A 15,883-nucleotide genomic window follows, 5' to 3' on the forward strand; every position below is an offset into this window, starting at 1 on the left:
AGCTGAGCTGGCGGATGTTTCCTGGTATTCAAAGGCAAAGCTATGGGTGAGCGGGTCGTAATTCTGGATCGAGACGGCGTGATAAACGAAGACTCCGCGTCATTCGTCAAATCCATCGACGAATGGATCCCGTTGCCGGGGAGCATCGAGGCTATCGCGCGGCTCTCGCACGCGGGCTATCGCATTGCAGTGGCGACGAATCAGTCGGGGTTGGCGCGGGGCCTGCTGACACCGACGGACCTCGATACCATGCACCGCAAACTTCGGGATCTGTTGGCCGAGCAGGGAGGGCGCATCGAGATGATCGTCTATTGCCCGCATGGACCCGACGAGAATTGCGCATGCCGCAAACCCAAAGCGGGAATGCTCATGGAGATCGCGCGGCGGCTTTCGGTGAGTCTCGCTGGCATACCCTTTCTCGGCGATTCGCTCAGCGATATCCTGGCGGCGAAGGCCGCGGGAGCTGACCCTTGGATGGTCCGTACGGGGAAGGGAGAGGCCACCATCGCCGCTGGATCCCCTCATCTTATCGACGTTCCGATCCATGCCGATCTGGCCTGCGCCGTCGATGCCCTGCTCCATGGATAGTCCGACATTCGCGCAGAGACTGATCTCCTGGCTGCGCTCGGGGATGATCCTCCTACGCTCCGTCCTGTACGAGGTCGTTTTGGTCGGGTCGGTCATCGTCTACTCCACCCTTCTACTTCTCATTGGTCCGGTCGCATCGGAAACTGCTATCGATCGTCTTGCGCAGCGTTGGGCGAAGCTCAATCTAGCGGCGTTGAGATGGATCTGCGGTCTGCGCTACCAGGTCAGCGGACTGGAGAGGTTGCCGGCGGAGAACGCGGTTGTTTTGAGCAAGCATCAATCGGCATGGGATATCATCGCCTTGAGGGCATTGCTGCCGATTCGCCAGAGCTGGGTCTTAAAGCAGGAGTTGATGCGCGTCCCGATCTTCGGGGCCGGTTTGAAACGCCTTCGCTGCATTCCGATCGATCGTGGCGCAGGCCGCCGTGCGATCGTCGAGCTCGTCCGCGAAGGATTGCGACTGTTGCAGAGCGGGCGGTGGGTCATCGTCTTCCCGGAAGGGACTCGGGTGGCGCCGGGTTACCGCCATCCCTACGCAATCGGCGGGGCCGTCCTCGCCGAGCGCAGCGGACGACCTGTCGTCCCGATCGCACACAACGCGGGCTACTTCTGGGGACGACGCAGCATACGCAAGGCGCCCGGAACCATAGAGGTGGTCATCGGCCCGACCATTCCGACCGCAGGGCGGACTGCGGCCGAAATCAACGCCGCGGTGGAAGAGTGGATCGAGTCCACCGTCGCTGCATTGCCTGGATCCAAGAGGCCCTAGATATCGAGATTCTCGACATTGAGGGCGTTGCGCTCGATGAATTCCCGTCTCGGCTCGACATGATCACCCATGAGTGTGGTGAAGATCTGGTCGGCACCCACTGCATCCTCGATGGTCACCCGCAACAAGCGCCGAGTCTCGGGGTTCATGGTGGTATCCCATAGCTGGTCGGGGTTCATCTCGCCGAGCCCCTTGTAGCGCTGGATACTGTGCCCGCGTTGTGCCTCGGCGAGCAGCCAGCGGACCCCTTCTCCCAGTTCCGTGATCTCTTTGCGGCGATCCCCGCGAGCGACAAAGGCCCCCGGCTCGATCAATCCAGCGACCTTTCGACCGTAATCCAAGATCTTTGCGTAGTCCGCCGTATGAAAGAAGTCCAATGGAATGATGCGGATCTCGGGGATCCCATGGATCAGGCGAACCAGCTCCAAAGATTCCGGGCGAGGTGATGTCGGATCGCTCAAGCGCAGCTGGTAGTGCAAGGATATGGAGTCGAGCTGGTTGAGGCGTCGCTCCATATCCTTGCGCCAGTCTTCAAAGGCTTGCTTATCGGACAGGAGCGTGTCGTCAAGCGGCGGCGCTTTGGCCAACTCATCGAGAAATACCGCGTCGTAGCGCGTTGAGAGACGCTTGATGATTCCGACGAATACCTGATAGTCGCGAGCGAGTGTTTCGAGCGCGGTACGCGCCAAAGGGACGGTCTCCGCATTGACATGCAGGTCAGCCCCGTCGAGTGCGGCTTGGAGCATTGCGCGATTCAGTGCGGCGTCGTCGAGCAGGTACTCCTCCTGCTTTCCCTTTTTGATTTTGTAGAGCGGCGGCTGCGCGATGAAGATGTGGCCGCGCTCCACGAGCTCGGGCATCTGACGGTAAAAAAAGGTTAAGAGGAGCGTTCGAATATGGGCGCCGTCAACATCGGCATCCGTCATGATAATGATTCGGTGATAGCGGAGATTGTCCGGGTTGTATTCTTCACGTCCGATCCCGCATCCCAGGGCGGTGATCAACGTGCCGACCTCCGCAGAAGACAACATCTTGTCGAATCGGGCCTTCTCGACATTCAGGATCTTCCCCTTGAGCGGAAGAATGGCTTGAAAGGCCCGGTCACGTCCTTGTTTGGCCGAACCGCCCGCGGAATCACCCTCGACCAGATACAGTTCTGAATTGGCGGGATCCTTTTCTTGGCAGTCGGCGAGCTTGCCCGGCAGCCCTGCGACATCGAGCACTCCCTTTCGGCGCGTCATCTCGCGCGCTTTGCGGGCAGCCTCGCGAGCTCGCGCGGCCTCGAGCATCTTGTTGGCGACCGCTTTCGCTTCCGCAGGCTGCTCCTCGAGGAAGATATTCAGCTGCTCGACCACGAGGGATTCGACGATAGCCTTGACCTCGGAAGAGACCAGCTTGTCTTTGGTTTGCGACGAAAATTTCGGATCCGGCACCTTAACGGACAAGACTGCGGTGAGGCCTTCACGTGCGTCGTCACCGACCGGGCGAATTTTCTGACTTCGGTCGAGGCCTTCGCGCTCGATATAGCCATTCAATGTCCGGGTCAGGCCAGCGCGAAGGCCGGCTAGATGGGTACCGCCGTCCTTTTGGGGGATCGTGTTGGTATAGCAGAAAATCGTTTCCTGGTAGCCGTTGTTCCACTGGATTGCCAACTCGACCGTGACGCCTTGCCGCTCGGCAGTGAAATGGATCACGCTTGGGTGAATCGGCTCCTTATTCTGATTTAGATGCTCGACGAACGCCCGGATGCCGCCCTGATACTCGAAGGTGTCCTCGCGACCGGTCGCCTCCTCGAACAGTTCGATACGCACACCGGAGTTAAGGAAGGAAAGCTCGCGCAGACGCTTGGCCAGGATATCGTAGTGAAATGCGATATGCGTGAAGGTCTGCTCCGATGGATAGAAGCGAATTTCCGTGCCCGTAGCATCGGTGTTGCCGACATGTTTAAGCGGATACAGAGGCTCCCCGAGGTGGTACTCCTGGTGATACAGACAGCCACCCCGTGAGATCTTTAAAAAAAGCCGATCGGAGAGAGCGTTGACCACCGAGACCCCGACCCCGTGTAACCCCCCCGAAACCTTGTAAGAATTGTCGTCGAATTTCCCGCCGGCATGGAGAACAGTGAGAATCACCTCGGCGGCCGACCGTTGCTCTTCGGAGTGAATGTCGACCGGAATTCCGCGCCCGTTGTCGCTCACGGAGACAGAGCCGTCCTCGTGAAGGATGACGCGGATATTGTCGCAATGGCCGGCAAGCGCTTCGTCGATTGAGTTGTCGACGACTTCGAAGACCATGTGGTGGAGACCGGTACCGTCGTCCGTATCGCCGATGTACATGCCCGGCCGTTTACGGACGGCGTCTAGTCCGCGAAGGACCTTGATGCTTGTTGAGTCGTAGGTCATGTGGCCTGATCGAGATGATGGATCGGTGAGAGGGCGCGCAGGCGCTGGCGGCGGGGCCGCTGGCCAATGGATGCATCGCGGTTTGATGGAGGCATGCTGCGCGTTGCGGTCCGGTAGGTCGGCGCCGGGACAAGGCTGCCCTCGAAGCATGATCCATTATACGGGAAGCGGAGCCGGAGCGCTGTAGGAGCCGGCGGGAGCGAGACATTCCGCGTGCCGGAGGTTGACCCGGCTAAAGCGAGCTCGTCGTGGGCGAAGGAACACCGGCGGGCTCAGAAGGTGCAAGAGTACCCTGTTCCACGTGGAACAATGCGTCCGGATTGTCGGCTTCGTCGCGGACGGAACCAAGCTCGTGGCTTAACCGGGCCACAAACTGCTGACCGTCCGAATCTCCGAATAGGCGCCAAAGTTTGCCGGCTGTGGTCGAATCGAGCTCGGCATCGATGTCGTCGAGCAGCCAAAGTGAAGGTGCGAGGCCCTTCCTACGATGGACCCGTTCCGCGGCGAGTTGAAGGAGGCAGACAGCCACCTTTGCCTGGCCGCGGGAAAATCTTGACGACACGCCGTCACGACTAATTCTGATGTCCGCCCGGTGTGCACCCGCAAGCGTTTGCCCGCGATGAATCTCGGCACTCCGTCCGCGCTTGAGAAGGTCGCTCAAATCACGGTCCGCAGCCCAGCCGCGGTCGAAGGCAAGATCGCACCCTTCGAGGAACGGAAACTCGTCCGCCAGAGGTCTCAACTGAGTTCGCCACTCTTCTACGAAGACCGCGCGTCGCGCGTTAATGCGGTCGGATAGTTCCACGAAGGCCGGATCCCAAAACGAAGCGGCGTCGCCCGCTTGTCGCAGGGCTGCATTTCGCTGAGCAAGGACCCGCTTGAGGTCGGCACGCAGCAGCCCAAGCGAATGTTCCACGTGGAACACGTTCCAGTCGAGAAGCCCGCGCCTGAGCATCGGCTCCCCTTCCAAAAGAATCTGCGGGTTTTCCCCGATCAGTTTCACACGCAGCGGGCTGTCACTTGGCGGGATCGAGCCCACGGCAATACTGTTGTATCGCCTCCGACTCCCGCGACTGCTCCGCTCGAAGACCATTGTAGACTCACTCGATGAATCCACTTCCCGAAAACGTCCTTCAATCAGCGTTCGGCTCTCACCATCGGTCGTCAAGGACCCCGCCTTGCGGCCCCGAAAGCTGCGGCCTCTGGCTAGGAGATAAACGGCTTCGAGAAGCGTCGTCTTGCCTGCCCCGTTGGCGCCGGTCAACAGGATACGGGTCGATCTCTCACGAAGGTCCACATCCACGCTGCGGAGGTTCCTTAGGTTCCTGACTCGCAGCGTCAACAGCCGCGGAGCCCTCAAACCTTCCATCGGCCCTGACGATCACAACCGCATCGGCATGACGACATAGGTTTCATCCTCTGCCCCGACACCGCGCCACACCGAGCTGCTTCCTGCGTCGCTGAATCGCACTTCGACCTCGCTACCCTCCACTGCCCCCAAAACATCCGACAGGTAGGCGACGTTGAAACCGATCGCGACGGACTCCCCTCCGTAGTCGAGCTCGATCTCCTCCTCCGCCTCCTCCTGTTCCGGATTGTGCGCCTGCAGCCTCAAAACCCCCTCCTCGAATGCCAACCGAACACCGCGATACTTCTCGTTCGACAGAATCGACGTACGCGCCAAGGCGCGTTTCAGCGCCTCGTTGCCGACCCGCGCAACCTTCCCGAGCTCGCGCGGAATGACACGCCCGTATTCCGGATAACGGCCGTCGACCAATTTCGAGGTCATCACCATTCCACCGACTGCTACACGAATACTCTTCGAGCCGACCGCCACCGAGACCGCTTCGTCGGTGGGCGCGAGTTGGCGACGCAGCTCAAGGACCGTCTTGCTCGGCACGATGACCTGCACCGGCTCCGGAATCTCCAGGTCAAGGGCCCGATGAAACTTCGCGAGCCGATGCCCGTCCGTCCCCACCGCAGTGATTCCCGAGTGCTCCCACTCGACAAGCAGGCCATTCAGATAGTAGCGGACATCCTGTTGCGCCATCGCAAAAGACGTCTTCTCTAGAATCTCGCGAAGGATCCGCTCCGGTACCTTGACCTCCACCCCGTCGATCTCGGCATCCATCAGCGGGAAGTCGGGCGCCGGGAGCGCCCCCAGCGTAAACCGGCCGCGTCCCGCGGTGACAAGGCACCGCTCGTTAGTCTGTCGAAACCGGATCTCCGTGCCTTCGCTGAGATTTCGACAAATATCCATCAATTTCCTGGCCGGCAGTGTCGTCTCGCCCTCGCGAAGGACCGATGCGTTGCAGCTCGTTTTGACCTCGACCTCCAGATCCGTTCCGCAGATATCCAGTCGGTCATCGCTGGCGGACAACAACAAATTTCCGAGGATCGGAAGTGTCTGTCGGCGTTCGACAACACCGACCACCTTACTGAGCACAGGCAACAAATTTTCTCGGTTGACGACAAGCTCCATCGTGATCTCCTAATACTTAAGAAATTTAAAAAACCTGTAGTAATAAGGGCTGTGCATGAGTGCGCGACAATCCATAATCCTTTATGGATCAGTAGGGTCTACTGAGATCGCCGGCAGCAACAACCTCTGGGCAGTCTGTGTATAACTCTCGCCGTCAACCGCCTTCGATTTCCGTCAACACGCTATCCACAGCTATGAAGTCAGAGTTCTCAACAGGTTCTTGTAGTCCTCTTCGATCGATGCGTCGCTGTCGCGAAGATTCTTGATGGTCCGAGTGGCATGCAGAACGGTCGTGTGATCGCGGCCCCCGAACGCCCGCCCGATTTCGGGAAGACTGTGTTTTGTCAGCTCCTTCGCGAGCGCCATTGCGATCTGTCGCGGGCGCGCGATCGAGCGGCTGCGTTTTGCCGAGATCATGTCCGAGGTTCGGAGCTTGAAATACTCGGCCACCGTCTTTTGGATATTCTCGATGCTGACCTGTTTGTCCTGCGCAGCCAGCATGTCCCGAAGTGCATGTTTTGCCAGCTCCATGCTGATGGGTTTGCCGGTGAACTGTGCGTTTGCAACGAGTCGACGGAGTGCCCCTTCGAGCTCTCTGATGTTCGATCGAATCCGTCGACCCACGAAAAACGCAACGTCTTCGGGGAGGTCGACTCCCCAGAGGCTGGCCTTGCTGTGTAGGATCGCGACACTTGTTTCGAGGTCGGGCGGCTCGATTGAAACCGTTAATCCCCAACCGAATCGGGACTTGAGGCGCTCTTCGAGGCCAACGACCTCCTTCGGAAAACGGTCGCTGGAGAGGACGATCTGCTGGCGCGACTCGAAAAGTGCGTTGAAGGTGTGGAAAAACTCTTCCTGCGAACGCTCTTTCCCGGCAAAAAACTGCACATCGTCGATCAGTAGGGCGTTTACCGAGCGGTACGTCTTCTTGAACTCGTCGATCCGGTTGTGCTGGAGTGCCTTGATCATCTCGGCTACGAACCGTTCCGAGTGCAGATAAACGACCCGAGCGTTCGGGTTGGTCGTGAGAATGATGTTGCCCACGGCATGCATCAAATGTGTCTTCCCGAGGCCTACGCCACCGTAGACAAAAAGCGGGTTGTAGGCGGTACCGGGGTTTTGTCCGATCTGCATCGACGCCGCGCGCGCAAGTTGGTTCGATTTGCCCTCGACGAAGCTGTCGAAGGTGAAATCCGCGTTCAGGTTGGCACTCGCCCTTCGGGCGGCAAGCTCGCTGTCGGCATCGACAGGCGCTGCGGCGGTGCTCGGCACGGCCGTGCCGCTCGACTTGGACTCCACCCCGCCGACTTCGAAGCTCAACCTCCCGACGGCGCCTTCACTGTAAGCCCGACAGAGGTCAAGCAGCCGTTCCTCGTAGTGCTGGCGTGTCCAATCCAGCACGAAACGGTTCGGTGCGAACAGCCGCAGCCGGCCCTCGTCCACTTGCGCCTGCAACGGCAGGATCCAAGTGTTGAACTCAGCCGAGGTCAACTCTCCTTTCAGTTGTTTGACACACTGTTCCCATACTCCCACGGTGGACTCCCAAAAACTGCTTGTTGTTGTCGAGCAAGACCGCCGATCGCTCCGGCCGTGCCGATGGCTGCGACCCTCGGGCGGGGCATTTTTTCCCCGCGGGGCTCTCGCCGGTCATGTGTGGCCGCAGTCTAGCCTCCCGGACGAGACTTATCCACAACCGCCGACTCCGAGGCTCGAACCCTAACGGCATTGACTTTCAGGCCGAAATTGCTTATGTTTCCGCGCCTTTTAAGGCGGGGCTCAGTCGAGTCCCGGACGACAAGACTTCCGGAGCACCGAGCATGAAACGCACCTTCCAACCCAGCCGCCTCAAGCGCGCGCGCACCCATGGTTTCCGCGCTCGCAGTGCGACCAAGAACGGCCGAAAGGTCCTGAATGCACGCCGCGCCAAGGGTCGCGTGCGCCTGGCGACCTGAACCTCTCAGAGGATCGCACCGAGACGCCCGCGGAGTCCGAGCAAACCTTTCCGCGGATCTGTCGACTTACCCTTTCCCGACAGTTTCGTGACGTCTTTGCCGAACCACGGCGCTGCAGAGGCGCCGGTTTTCTCGTGCTGTATCGCGAGAACCGCTTGGGGCATCCTCGACTCGGACTCGCGATCGCTAAGAAATGCGCACGCCGCGCGGTTGACCGAGCCCGGTTGAAACGGATCGTCCGCGAAAGCTTCAGGCTCAACCGTTCGCGCCTCAAAGGGTGGGATATCGTCGTGTTGTGCGTGTCGGGCGCACCGACCATGTCCAGCCCGCGCTTGTCCGCTACCCTCGCCCGCGCCTGGGATACCATCGAGAAACAACCATGCGTCGAATCTTGATCGCCCTGATCCGCGCTTATCAGTACGGCATCAGTCCGCTCCTCGGGCCGCATTGCCGGTTCCATCCCTCCTGCTCTCATTACGCCGTCGAGGCAATCGAGCGCCACGGACTCCTTCGCGGCGGGTATCTGGCGATGCGCCGGGTATCGCGCTGTCACCCGTGGCACGAAGGCGGCTTCGATCCAGTCCCAACCGAAAGGCAGACCTGCTCTCATGGATAACCAGCGTTTAATCCTGTTTTTCGCCCTGGCCGCCGTGGTGTTTCTCATCTACTCGGCCTGGATGGAAGACTACGGGCGTCCGGTTCAGCCGCAGGTTGCGCAGGAGCGCGGCCTGACGGTCGATGCGCCATCCTCCTCCGCTGCGGATGTCCCGCAGGTCGCGACAACTCCCGATGCACTCACCCCGGCCATGTCTTCGGCCGATATGCAGGCAGTGCCGGCCGAGGCTCCGATCCGGATCGAAACGGATGTGTTTCACATCGAGATCTCTCCGCGCGGAGGGACTATTTCCTCGGCCTGGCTGCTGGATTACGCGACTGTTGCCGAGCGCCCGGACGACCCATTCCAGCTGCTCAAGCCGGTCCCGCCGAACATGTTCATCGCTCAGTCCGGCTTGTTGGGCGAAGATCCCTCCTTGCTGCCGACGCATGAGGCGATCTTCCAAGGCTCTCAGACCCTCTACAAGCTCGGTGCGGACGACAATACGCTTGATGTCGACTTGGTTTGGGCCAACGCGTCCGGCATCGAGGTCCGCAAGCGCTACAGCTTCGAGCGCGGCAGCTACGTCATCCGTGCAAGTCAGTCGATCACCAACGCCACGGACGCCCCCCTCGTTGCTCGTCAGTACAACCAGCTTCAGCGCACCGATCTGATCGATCCGAACGAATCCCGCTTCGTTCACACCTACACGGGTGCCGTGTATTACAGCCCCGAGGACAAGTACAAGAAGGTGTCGTTCGACGACATGCTCAAAGGCAAGCTCGACCGCAGCGTTGCCGATGGCTGGATCGCGATGATGCAGCACTACTTCCTGGCGGCTTGGATCCCGCCGGCGGGCGTACTCGAAACCTTCTACACGAACGTCCTCGCCGACTCGCGCTACATCATCGGCAAGTACTCGCCCGCGGTCAGCATTGCGCCAGGCGCAACCCACGTCTTCGAGAACGAGCTTTTCGTCGGTCCGAAGCTCCAAGATCAGTTGGCAAGCGTAGCTCCCGGGCTGGATCTCGCGGTCGACTACGGCTGGCTGACCGTGATTGCACAACCCATCTTCTGGGTGCTCAGCAAGATCTACTGGGTGGTCGGAAACTGGGGTTGGTCGATCATCTTCCTGACCATCCTGATCAAGCTGGCCTTCTACAAGCTCTCCGAGACCAGCTACAAGTCGATGGCCAACATGCGTCAGCTTGCGCCGAGACTGCAGGCATTGAAGGATCGTTACGGCGACGACAAGCAGCGCTTGAATCAAGCCATGATGGAGATGTACAAGACCGAGAAGATCAACCCGCTCGGCGGCTGTTTGCCGATCTTGATTCAGATCCCGGTCTTCATCTCGCTCTACTGGGTGTTGCTCGAGAGTGTCGAGCTGCGCAATGCGCCCTTCATGCTGTGGCTCGACAACCTCTCGGCGCCGGATCCCTACTTCATCCTGCCGCTGATCATGGGTGTTTCCATGTTCGTGCAGATGAAGTTGAATCCGCCGCCGCCGGATCCGATGCAGGCGAAGATCATGATGGCCTTGCCGTTCGTGTTCACGGTCTTCTTCGCCTTCTTCCCGTCGGGACTCGTCCTCTACTGGACGGTCAACAATCTGCTGTCCATCGCACAGCAATGGCACATTACGCGGACGATCGAGAAACAGGCGGCCTCGGTCAAACACAAGCGCTAGGCCGAGTAGCCGAGGTCGTCATGGCCACGGAGACCATCGCCGCCCTGGCGACCCCGCCCGGAGTCGGCGGGGTCGGGATCGTGCGGATCAGCGGTGCACGCGTTTCCTCCATCGCGGAGGCCGTGCTCGGGAAGGTGCCCTGCCCCAGGCAGGCCACCTTTGCGACCTTTCGCGATTCCCATGGACACTTCATCGACCAGGGCATCGCCCTTTTTTTCCCGGCGCCGGCCTCCTTTACGGGAGAGGATGTCCTCGAGCTTCAGGGACATGGTGGTCCCGTGGTCATGGACCTGCTCCTTCAAGGCTGTCTAGACCTCGGGGCACGGGTCGCTCGCCCCGGCGAGTTCTCGGAGCGCGCCTTCCTGAACGGCAAGCTCGACCTTGCCCAAGCGGAGGCCGTCGCCGACTTGATCGAGAGCTCCACCGCACTCGCGGTTCGCCTCGCCGGTCGCAGCCTTCAAGGTGTCTTCTCGCGACGCGTCGATGACCTCATCGAGCGCCTCGTCCGGATGCGGACCTATATCGAAGCGACCCTTGATTTTCCCGACGATGAGCTGGATCTTGCGGCCGATCTCGGGATTTCCGAGGATCTTCGGGCGATGATCGACGAGACCCGCGAGGTCATGGGTTTCGCGCGTCAAGGTCAGGTCATTCGGGAGGGTCTCGCGGTCGTGATCGCGGGTCCGCCGAATGCAGGTAAATCGAGTTTACTCAATGCGCTGTCCGGTCAGGACGCGGCGATTGTTACGCCGATCCCGGGCACCACGCGCGATCTCTTGAGGCTCGATATCCAGGTCGACGGGCTCCCGATCCGTATCGTGGATACGGCTGGTCTGCGCCACAGCGAGGATCCGATCGAGCGCGAAGGCGTAAGACGTGCGCGCGGCGAGATCGACCGGGCTGATCTCGTGCTCTGGGTTTTCGACGCCACGCAAAGTGCGGATCAGCCGGCGCGCGAGAGTCTACCGGAACAGATTCCGGTCACCCGAGTGCGTAACAAGATCGACCTTCAGGGCCTCTTGCCCGGCATCGCTGCGCTGGAGGCCGGCCCGCAGATCAGCCTTTCAGCGAAAACCGGTGCCGGCCTGGATCTACTGCGAGTGCATCTGAGGGATCGCGCGGGCCTCGGCGGCTCCACCGAAGGTGCCTTCGTTGCGCGCCGTCGTCACCTCGATGCCTTGCGACTCGGACTCGACCATCTGGAATCCGCGCAGCGAGCACTCTCACAAGGAGCCGGCGTCGAGCTCGTGGCAGATGATCTCCTGCAGGCCCAGCAGACATTCGGTGAGATCACCGGTCGCTTCACCTCCGAGGATCTACTGGGACGAATCTTTTCCACCTTTTGCATCGGAAAGTAGTGACGCTGGACATCCAACCCCTGCCCTTACCCCGGATGCAGCAGGGCCCTAACGGGATCTCCGGAGCAAATCGCGCATGCGGCTCGCGGAGCGAGGCCGAAAATCGCGCAACAGATCGGAGAGCGCCATGAGCACGTCGCGCGGATCGTCGGGTCCGTATCGCGCCGGGATATAAAGATCCATGAATCGCTCGATTGTCGGCGCGAGATCCGGACGTTGCGCGACAACCCGTCGGGCATAGCTCATCGGTCCTTCGTTCGGCACACGAGCGAGTCCGATCTTTGCGAGATGTCCGCAGAAGCGGGCGTATTCAGCTTGAAGGGGATCAAACGGTTTGCGCTCGCGGATCGAGGCAAGCACCAGGACTCCGAGGGTCAGGCCGAGTGCGGCGAGCATCAGTGCGACCAGCCCGTACTCGCGCAGCTCGCCCAGCCGCAGCCGCTCCAGCAAGGCCAGTTGGTTCTCGACCGAGAAACCCAGGATCCAATCCTGCCAGGCGGCGTCCAGGCTGTCGGCGAAGAGACGCAGGTTGCGCACGAAACGGGCGATTGCATCGGCTTGCTCCAGGGTGAAGCGCACCGACGGGCCGGCGCCCAGCATGCGCGAAGCCCCGCTGTTGTCGACCCGCGACGGATCGACAGCGGCGGTTGGATCCACCCGTACCCAACCCCGTCCGTCGATCAGCACCTCCACCCAGGCATGCGCGTCGGACTGCCAGACCATGTGATAGCCGCCGACGCGGTTGAGCTCGCCCCCGAGATAGCCGAGCACGATTCGCGAGGGGATTTCGGCCATGCGCATCAAGACCGCAAAGCTACTGGCGTAGTGCTCGCAGAATCCGCGCCGGGTCTCGAAGAGGAACTCGTCCGTCGGGTTTGCACCGAGGCTGGGCGGCATCAGGGTGTAGTGGAAGGACTCGCGGTTGAAGAACTGGAGCCCGGACTGCACCAGCGCCCAGTCGGTCTCGGATCGATTCCGCCACTCATCGACCAACCGGCGCATCCGGGGCGTCACGTCTTCTGGGACCTGCAGTCCGGCAGCAAGGCGCGCCGGGTCCGGGGCAGCGGTGCGATAGTCGAGCGCGGAGGTCACGCGGTAGCGCTTGACCGCGCTCACGGCCTGGCGTGCGATCAGCTGATGATCCGAGCTGATAAATGCCCCGTCCGGTACGCTGTTCGGCATGTCCAGCGCGAAGAGCCAGCGTTGATCGGTTGGCTCCAGGGTCACCTCGTAATCGATCGAGCGTCCCGCCTCCAACAGAGTACCGGCTGTTCCGCTGTTGGCGATGCCCTCCCCTCTCGACCAGCGGCGCCCGTCGGTTTCCCAGAGAACCGGACCGCGCCAATAGAGCTGATCCGCAGCGGGTGGCGCGCCCTCGAAGCGGGCGCGAAACGCCAACTCGCCGTCGAGCACCAGCTCGCTGATCGCGCCTGGCTCGAGGCTGTCCGAGATCCCGGTGGTCGCTTTGCTCGGATCCACGCCCAGATTCCACAGCGGGGCACTGAGGCGCGGAAACAGCAGAAAAAGGATGAGTGTCAGCGGAAGTGCTTGGAGCGCGAGCGTCACGGCGACCTTGACGGCCCCGCGTCGGCGCGGCTCCTCGAGCCCGCCGTTCAGATCCACCAACAGGGCGATGCCCCACACGACGACGGCACCCAGATACAGCACCAACCAGGGCGATTGGTCGAACAGGAATTCAACCACGACGAGAAACCCGATCAGGGTCGCGACCAGACGGATGTCCGATTTGCGCCGCAGCTCCATGAGCTTGAGCACCAACATGGAGACGAAGAGCGCGGTTCCTGCGTTCTGCCCCGACCAGCCCTGGTAGGTCACCGCTGCGTTGGCGACGCCGATCAGGGTCAAGGCCGCCAACGGCAAAGTGCCCGGCAGGACCGCGGGCCAACGCAGCGACGCAAGACGGATCGCGAAGAGCAGCCCCACGAACGCGCTGATCTGAACCGCGAGATAGCCCCCGAGCGGGAGATACGCCGCGATCAGGATCAACGTGATCCGTAGGATCTGGGCCCGCTCAGGCCGTTCGTTGGAGGGGATCGTTCGCTTGGGCATGATCGTAGAGTGCGAGGTGCGTCAGGCAGCGTTGGAGATGGCCGTCGCCTCGCCCGGGCGCCTCCTCGAGCCCCGGCAGCCGCAAGCCGAATCGGATTTGGGCCTCGGCTGCGTCGAGGACCTGGCGCGTCAGCAGACTGATCCTGGTTTCCGGATCCGTCGCGGTCAGTTCGGTCCAATCGATCCAGACCTCCTGTCCTTGATCGCCTCCGAATTGCTTCACGACGAGCCCGCGCTCCCGCGCGTGCGCCTTCCAGTCGATCTGCCGGGGTGAATCCCCTTCGCGATAGGGCCGCGGACCCAGATAATCCTCCATCCCCTCGGGACCTTGCCGACGACGTGGCTCGGTGTCGCCCGCAGCGGATCCGGGCTCCGGCGCGGCCTGCGTCGGCTTTGGATAGACCAAGGTCGTCGCATCGGTCTGCACATAACACCAGGCGCGAAAGAGGTGCAGCGGGTAGCGCGTCTCGACCGTCACCTCCTCGAGCGTCGACAGACCGCGTCGCAGTGTCGGTCGAGCGATGCGGATCGTCCCGCAGTCCCCGCCAGGGATCGCGATCGCCTGATGTGGCGTCTCGTGCGCCGGAATCCCGACGTCGTAGCGCGCCCGCTTCCCCTCGGTGCCGACAACAACCTCGAAGCTCGCATCGTCCCCGGCGAAGACCGGTGGCCCTCCGCGGGCCTGAACCGAAAGCCCGAGCAAGTTGAACCAGGTGTGGTGCATGGCCACGAGCGCTACGGAGGCAAGAAAAAAGGTGAAGAGCAGCCCCAGGTTGTTCTGATAATTGAGCGAACCGAGCAGCATGACGAAGAGCACCGCCCCGAAACGCAGCCCGTTCCCCGTCGGCAGGATGTAGATTTGACGACGCCCGACCCGCGCAACCCCGTCACCTCCACGCGCAACCCGACGAAACAAACCGCTGAGCCGTCTGCCCCTAAAGCGCGTCCAGTCGACCATGTCTTCCATTCACCCCGAAAATCCTCGCTTAAGCGAGCGCGACACGGTCCAGGATCTCACTCATCACCGCATCCTCGTCGAGCCGTCCCCCGTACTCCGACGCAGCCAATCGATGCACGACGCAGGAGGGCAGAATCGCCTGGATATCCTCCGGAATCACATAGTCACGTTCCTCGAGCAGGGCCCATGCCTTCGCCGCACGCAAAATCCCGAGTCCCGCACGCGGCGAGAGTCCGTGAAGAAACCGCTCGCTGCTGCGCGTGAGCGCAAGGATCGCATGGACGTACTCGATGATGGCGGGCGCCGCATGGACCGCGACGACCTGCTGCTGCAACGCCGTCAACTGCTCGCCGGTGAGGGCCGGCTGCTGGCGTGCGATCATGCTGCGCCGATCCTCGCCGGCCAGCAGGGCCTTCTCCTGCTCGGCCGCCGGATAGCCGAGCCGGATCCGCATCAGGAACCGATCCAACTGGGACTCGGGCAACGGAAAGGTGCCGACCTGAAAAAGCGGGTTTTGGGTCGCGATCACGAAGAAGGGCTCGGGCAAGGGTCTGGTCTCACCCTCTACTGTCACCTGGCGTTCCTCCATCGCTTCCAGGAGCGCGCTTTGGGCCTTGGGTGTGGCGCGGTTGATCTCGTCCGCGAGCACCACCTGCGAGAAAACGGGACCGGGATGGAAGCGAAACGACTCGGCGGCCCGGTCGTAGACCGACACCCCGATCACGTCCGCGGGCAGAAGATCGCTGGTGAACTGGATTCGGGCGTACTCGAGGCCGAGCAGACGTGCGAGCAGGTGCGCCAGGGTAGTCTTGCCCACACCGGGCACATCCTCGATCAGGAGATGGCCGCGTGCCATCAGACAGGCCAAGGCGAGCCGAAGCTCGCGGTCCTTGCCGAGGATCACGGCCCGTGCGGCCACGAGCACGCGCTCGGCGAGACTGGCCGAGCTGTTCATCCCATGCCGGCTCAGAAAATTTGTCATAGAGGTGTCCGTGCGGGCATCTGGGTTAAACTGACTG

Annotated in this window: 14 protein-coding genes; 7 read left to right on the top strand and 7 right to left on the bottom strand. The window is 61.5% G+C overall.

Features of this window, described 5'->3' with window-relative positions; translation table 11 throughout:
• Positions 1-42 precede the first annotated feature (42 nt).
• Both gmhB and THIMADRAFT_RS12725 read left to right on the top strand, forming a co-directional pair.
• Positions 43-588 carry a D-glycero-beta-D-manno-heptose 1,7-bisphosphate 7-phosphatase gene (gene gmhB, locus THIMADRAFT_RS12720; protein WP_007193454.1) on the top strand — a complete coding sequence of 182 codons (546 nt, stop codon included), beginning with the start codon at positions 43-45 and terminating at the stop codon, positions 586-588.
• Entirely contained in the window at positions 581-1,357 is a 777-nt protein-coding gene (locus THIMADRAFT_RS12725; protein WP_007193455.1) for a lysophospholipid acyltransferase family protein, read from the top strand. Before gmhB ends, THIMADRAFT_RS12725 begins: the two co-directional genes overlap by 8 nt.
• On the opposite strand, the gene gyrB is transcribed toward THIMADRAFT_RS12725, so the two are convergent.
• The 4 genes from gyrB to dnaA all read right to left on the bottom strand — a co-directional run bounded on the left by gyrB (position 1,354) and on the right by dnaA (position 7,774).
• Positions 1,354-3,759 (bottom strand): DNA topoisomerase (ATP-hydrolyzing) subunit B, encoded by a 2,406-nt coding sequence (gyrB, locus tag THIMADRAFT_RS12730; RefSeq protein ID WP_007193456.1) that lies wholly within the window; start codon positions 3,757-3,759, stop codon positions 1,354-1,356. The genes THIMADRAFT_RS12725 and gyrB overlap by 4 nt on opposite strands.
• 232 nt (positions 3,760-3,991) lie before the next feature.
• Positions 3,992-5,128, bottom strand: a complete 1,137-nt coding sequence (gene recF, locus THIMADRAFT_RS12735; protein WP_040731310.1) for a DNA replication/repair protein RecF — start codon at positions 5,126-5,128, stop codon at positions 3,992-3,994.
• Positions 5,129-5,140: 12 nt separating this feature from the next.
• Entirely contained in the window at positions 5,141-6,241 is a 1,101-nt protein-coding gene (dnaN, locus tag THIMADRAFT_RS12740) for a DNA polymerase III subunit beta (RefSeq protein WP_007193458.1), read from the bottom strand.
• Positions 6,242-6,433: 192 nt separating this feature from the next.
• On the bottom strand, positions 6,434-7,774 hold the full coding sequence (gene dnaA, locus THIMADRAFT_RS12745; RefSeq protein WP_007193459.1) for a chromosomal replication initiator protein DnaA: 1,341 nt from the start codon (positions 7,772-7,774) through the stop codon (positions 6,434-6,436).
• A gap of 284 nt (positions 7,775-8,058) precedes the next feature.
• On the opposite strand from dnaA, the gene rpmH reads away from it, so the two are divergent.
• Genes rpmH through mnmE form a run of 5 tightly spaced genes read left to right on the top strand, consistent with a single transcriptional unit; the run spans position 8,059 to position 11,836 of the window.
• Positions 8,059-8,193, top strand: a complete 135-nt coding sequence (gene rpmH / locus THIMADRAFT_RS12750) for a 50S ribosomal protein L34 (protein WP_007193460.1) — start codon at positions 8,059-8,061, stop codon at positions 8,191-8,193.
• A gap of 56 nt (positions 8,194-8,249) precedes the next feature.
• Positions 8,250-8,588 (top strand): ribonuclease P protein component, encoded by a 339-nt coding sequence (rnpA, locus tag THIMADRAFT_RS25705; RefSeq protein ID WP_086010398.1) that lies wholly within the window; start codon positions 8,250-8,252, stop codon positions 8,586-8,588.
• Positions 8,573-8,809 (top strand): membrane protein insertion efficiency factor YidD, encoded by a 237-nt coding sequence (yidD, locus tag THIMADRAFT_RS25710; RefSeq protein WP_007193461.1) that lies wholly within the window; start codon positions 8,573-8,575, stop codon positions 8,807-8,809. Before rnpA ends, yidD begins: the two co-directional genes overlap by 16 nt.
• Positions 8,802-10,478, top strand: a complete 1,677-nt coding sequence (gene yidC / locus THIMADRAFT_RS12755; protein WP_007193462.1) for a membrane protein insertase YidC — start codon at positions 8,802-8,804, stop codon at positions 10,476-10,478. The genes yidD and yidC overlap by 8 nt, the downstream gene beginning before the upstream one ends.
• A 20-nt stretch (positions 10,479-10,498) precedes the next feature.
• Entirely contained in the window at positions 10,499-11,836 is a 1,338-nt protein-coding gene (gene mnmE, locus THIMADRAFT_RS12760; RefSeq protein WP_007193463.1) for a tRNA uridine-5-carboxymethylaminomethyl(34) synthesis GTPase MnmE, read from the top strand.
• 48 nt (positions 11,837-11,884) lie between these two features.
• Here the strand turns inward: mnmE and THIMADRAFT_RS12765 are convergent, their stop codons facing one another.
• The 3 genes from THIMADRAFT_RS12765 to THIMADRAFT_RS12775 are packed head-to-tail and all read right to left on the bottom strand — an operon-like array spanning position 11,885 to position 15,846.
• Positions 11,885-13,906 (bottom strand): transglutaminase TgpA family protein, encoded by a 2,022-nt coding sequence (locus THIMADRAFT_RS12765; protein ID WP_007193464.1) that lies wholly within the window; start codon positions 13,904-13,906, stop codon positions 11,885-11,887.
• Positions 13,869-14,873 (bottom strand): DUF58 domain-containing protein, encoded by a 1,005-nt coding sequence (locus tag THIMADRAFT_RS12770; protein ID WP_007193465.1) that lies wholly within the window; start codon positions 14,871-14,873, stop codon positions 13,869-13,871. Before THIMADRAFT_RS12770 ends, THIMADRAFT_RS12765 begins: the two co-directional genes overlap by 38 nt.
• Before the next feature lie 19 nt (positions 14,874-14,892).
• Entirely contained in the window at positions 14,893-15,846 is a 954-nt protein-coding gene (locus tag THIMADRAFT_RS12775) for an AAA family ATPase (RefSeq protein ID WP_007193466.1), read from the bottom strand.
• Positions 15,847-15,883: the final 37 nt, after the last annotated feature.

Origin of the sequence: Thiocapsa marina 5811 (assembly GCF_000223985.1) — a bacterium.
In the GTDB taxonomy this organism is placed as follows: domain Bacteria; phylum Pseudomonadota; class Gammaproteobacteria; order Chromatiales; family Chromatiaceae; genus Thiocapsa; species Thiocapsa marina.

Excerpts from the sequence above, each read along its gene's own strand:
- gmhB (WP_007193454.1), top strand. The coding sequence starts at position 43 with ATGGGTGAGCGGGTCGTAATTCTGGATCGAGACGGCGTGATAAACGAA.
- THIMADRAFT_RS12725 (WP_007193455.1), top strand. The coding sequence starts at position 581 with ATGGATAGTCCGACATTCGCGCAGAGACTGATCTCCTGGCTGCGCTCG.
- gyrB (WP_007193456.1), bottom strand. The coding sequence starts at position 3,759 with ATGACCTACGACTCAACAAGCATCAAGGTCCTTCGCGGACTAGACGCC.
- recF (WP_040731310.1), bottom strand. The coding sequence starts at position 5,128 with ATGGAAGGTTTGAGGGCTCCGCGGCTGTTGACGCTGCGAGTCAGGAAC.
- dnaN (WP_007193458.1), bottom strand. The coding sequence starts at position 6,241 with ATGGAGCTTGTCGTCAACCGAGAAAATTTGTTGCCTGTGCTCAGTAAG.
- rpmH (WP_007193460.1), top strand. The coding sequence starts at position 8,059 with ATGAAACGCACCTTCCAACCCAGCCGCCTCAAGCGCGCGCGCACCCAT.
- yidD (WP_007193461.1), top strand. The coding sequence starts at position 8,573 with ATGCGTCGAATCTTGATCGCCCTGATCCGCGCTTATCAGTACGGCATC.
- yidC (WP_007193462.1), top strand. The coding sequence starts at position 8,802 with ATGGATAACCAGCGTTTAATCCTGTTTTTCGCCCTGGCCGCCGTGGTG.
- mnmE (WP_007193463.1), top strand. The coding sequence starts at position 10,499 with ATGGCCACGGAGACCATCGCCGCCCTGGCGACCCCGCCCGGAGTCGGC.
- THIMADRAFT_RS12765 (WP_007193464.1), bottom strand. The coding sequence starts at position 13,906 with ATGCCCAAGCGAACGATCCCCTCCAACGAACGGCCTGAGCGGGCCCAG.
- THIMADRAFT_RS12770 (WP_007193465.1), bottom strand. The coding sequence starts at position 14,873 with ATGGAAGACATGGTCGACTGGACGCGCTTTAGGGGCAGACGGCTCAGC.
- THIMADRAFT_RS12775 (WP_007193466.1), bottom strand. The coding sequence starts at position 15,846 with ATGACAAATTTTCTGAGCCGGCATGGGATGAACAGCTCGGCCAGTCTC.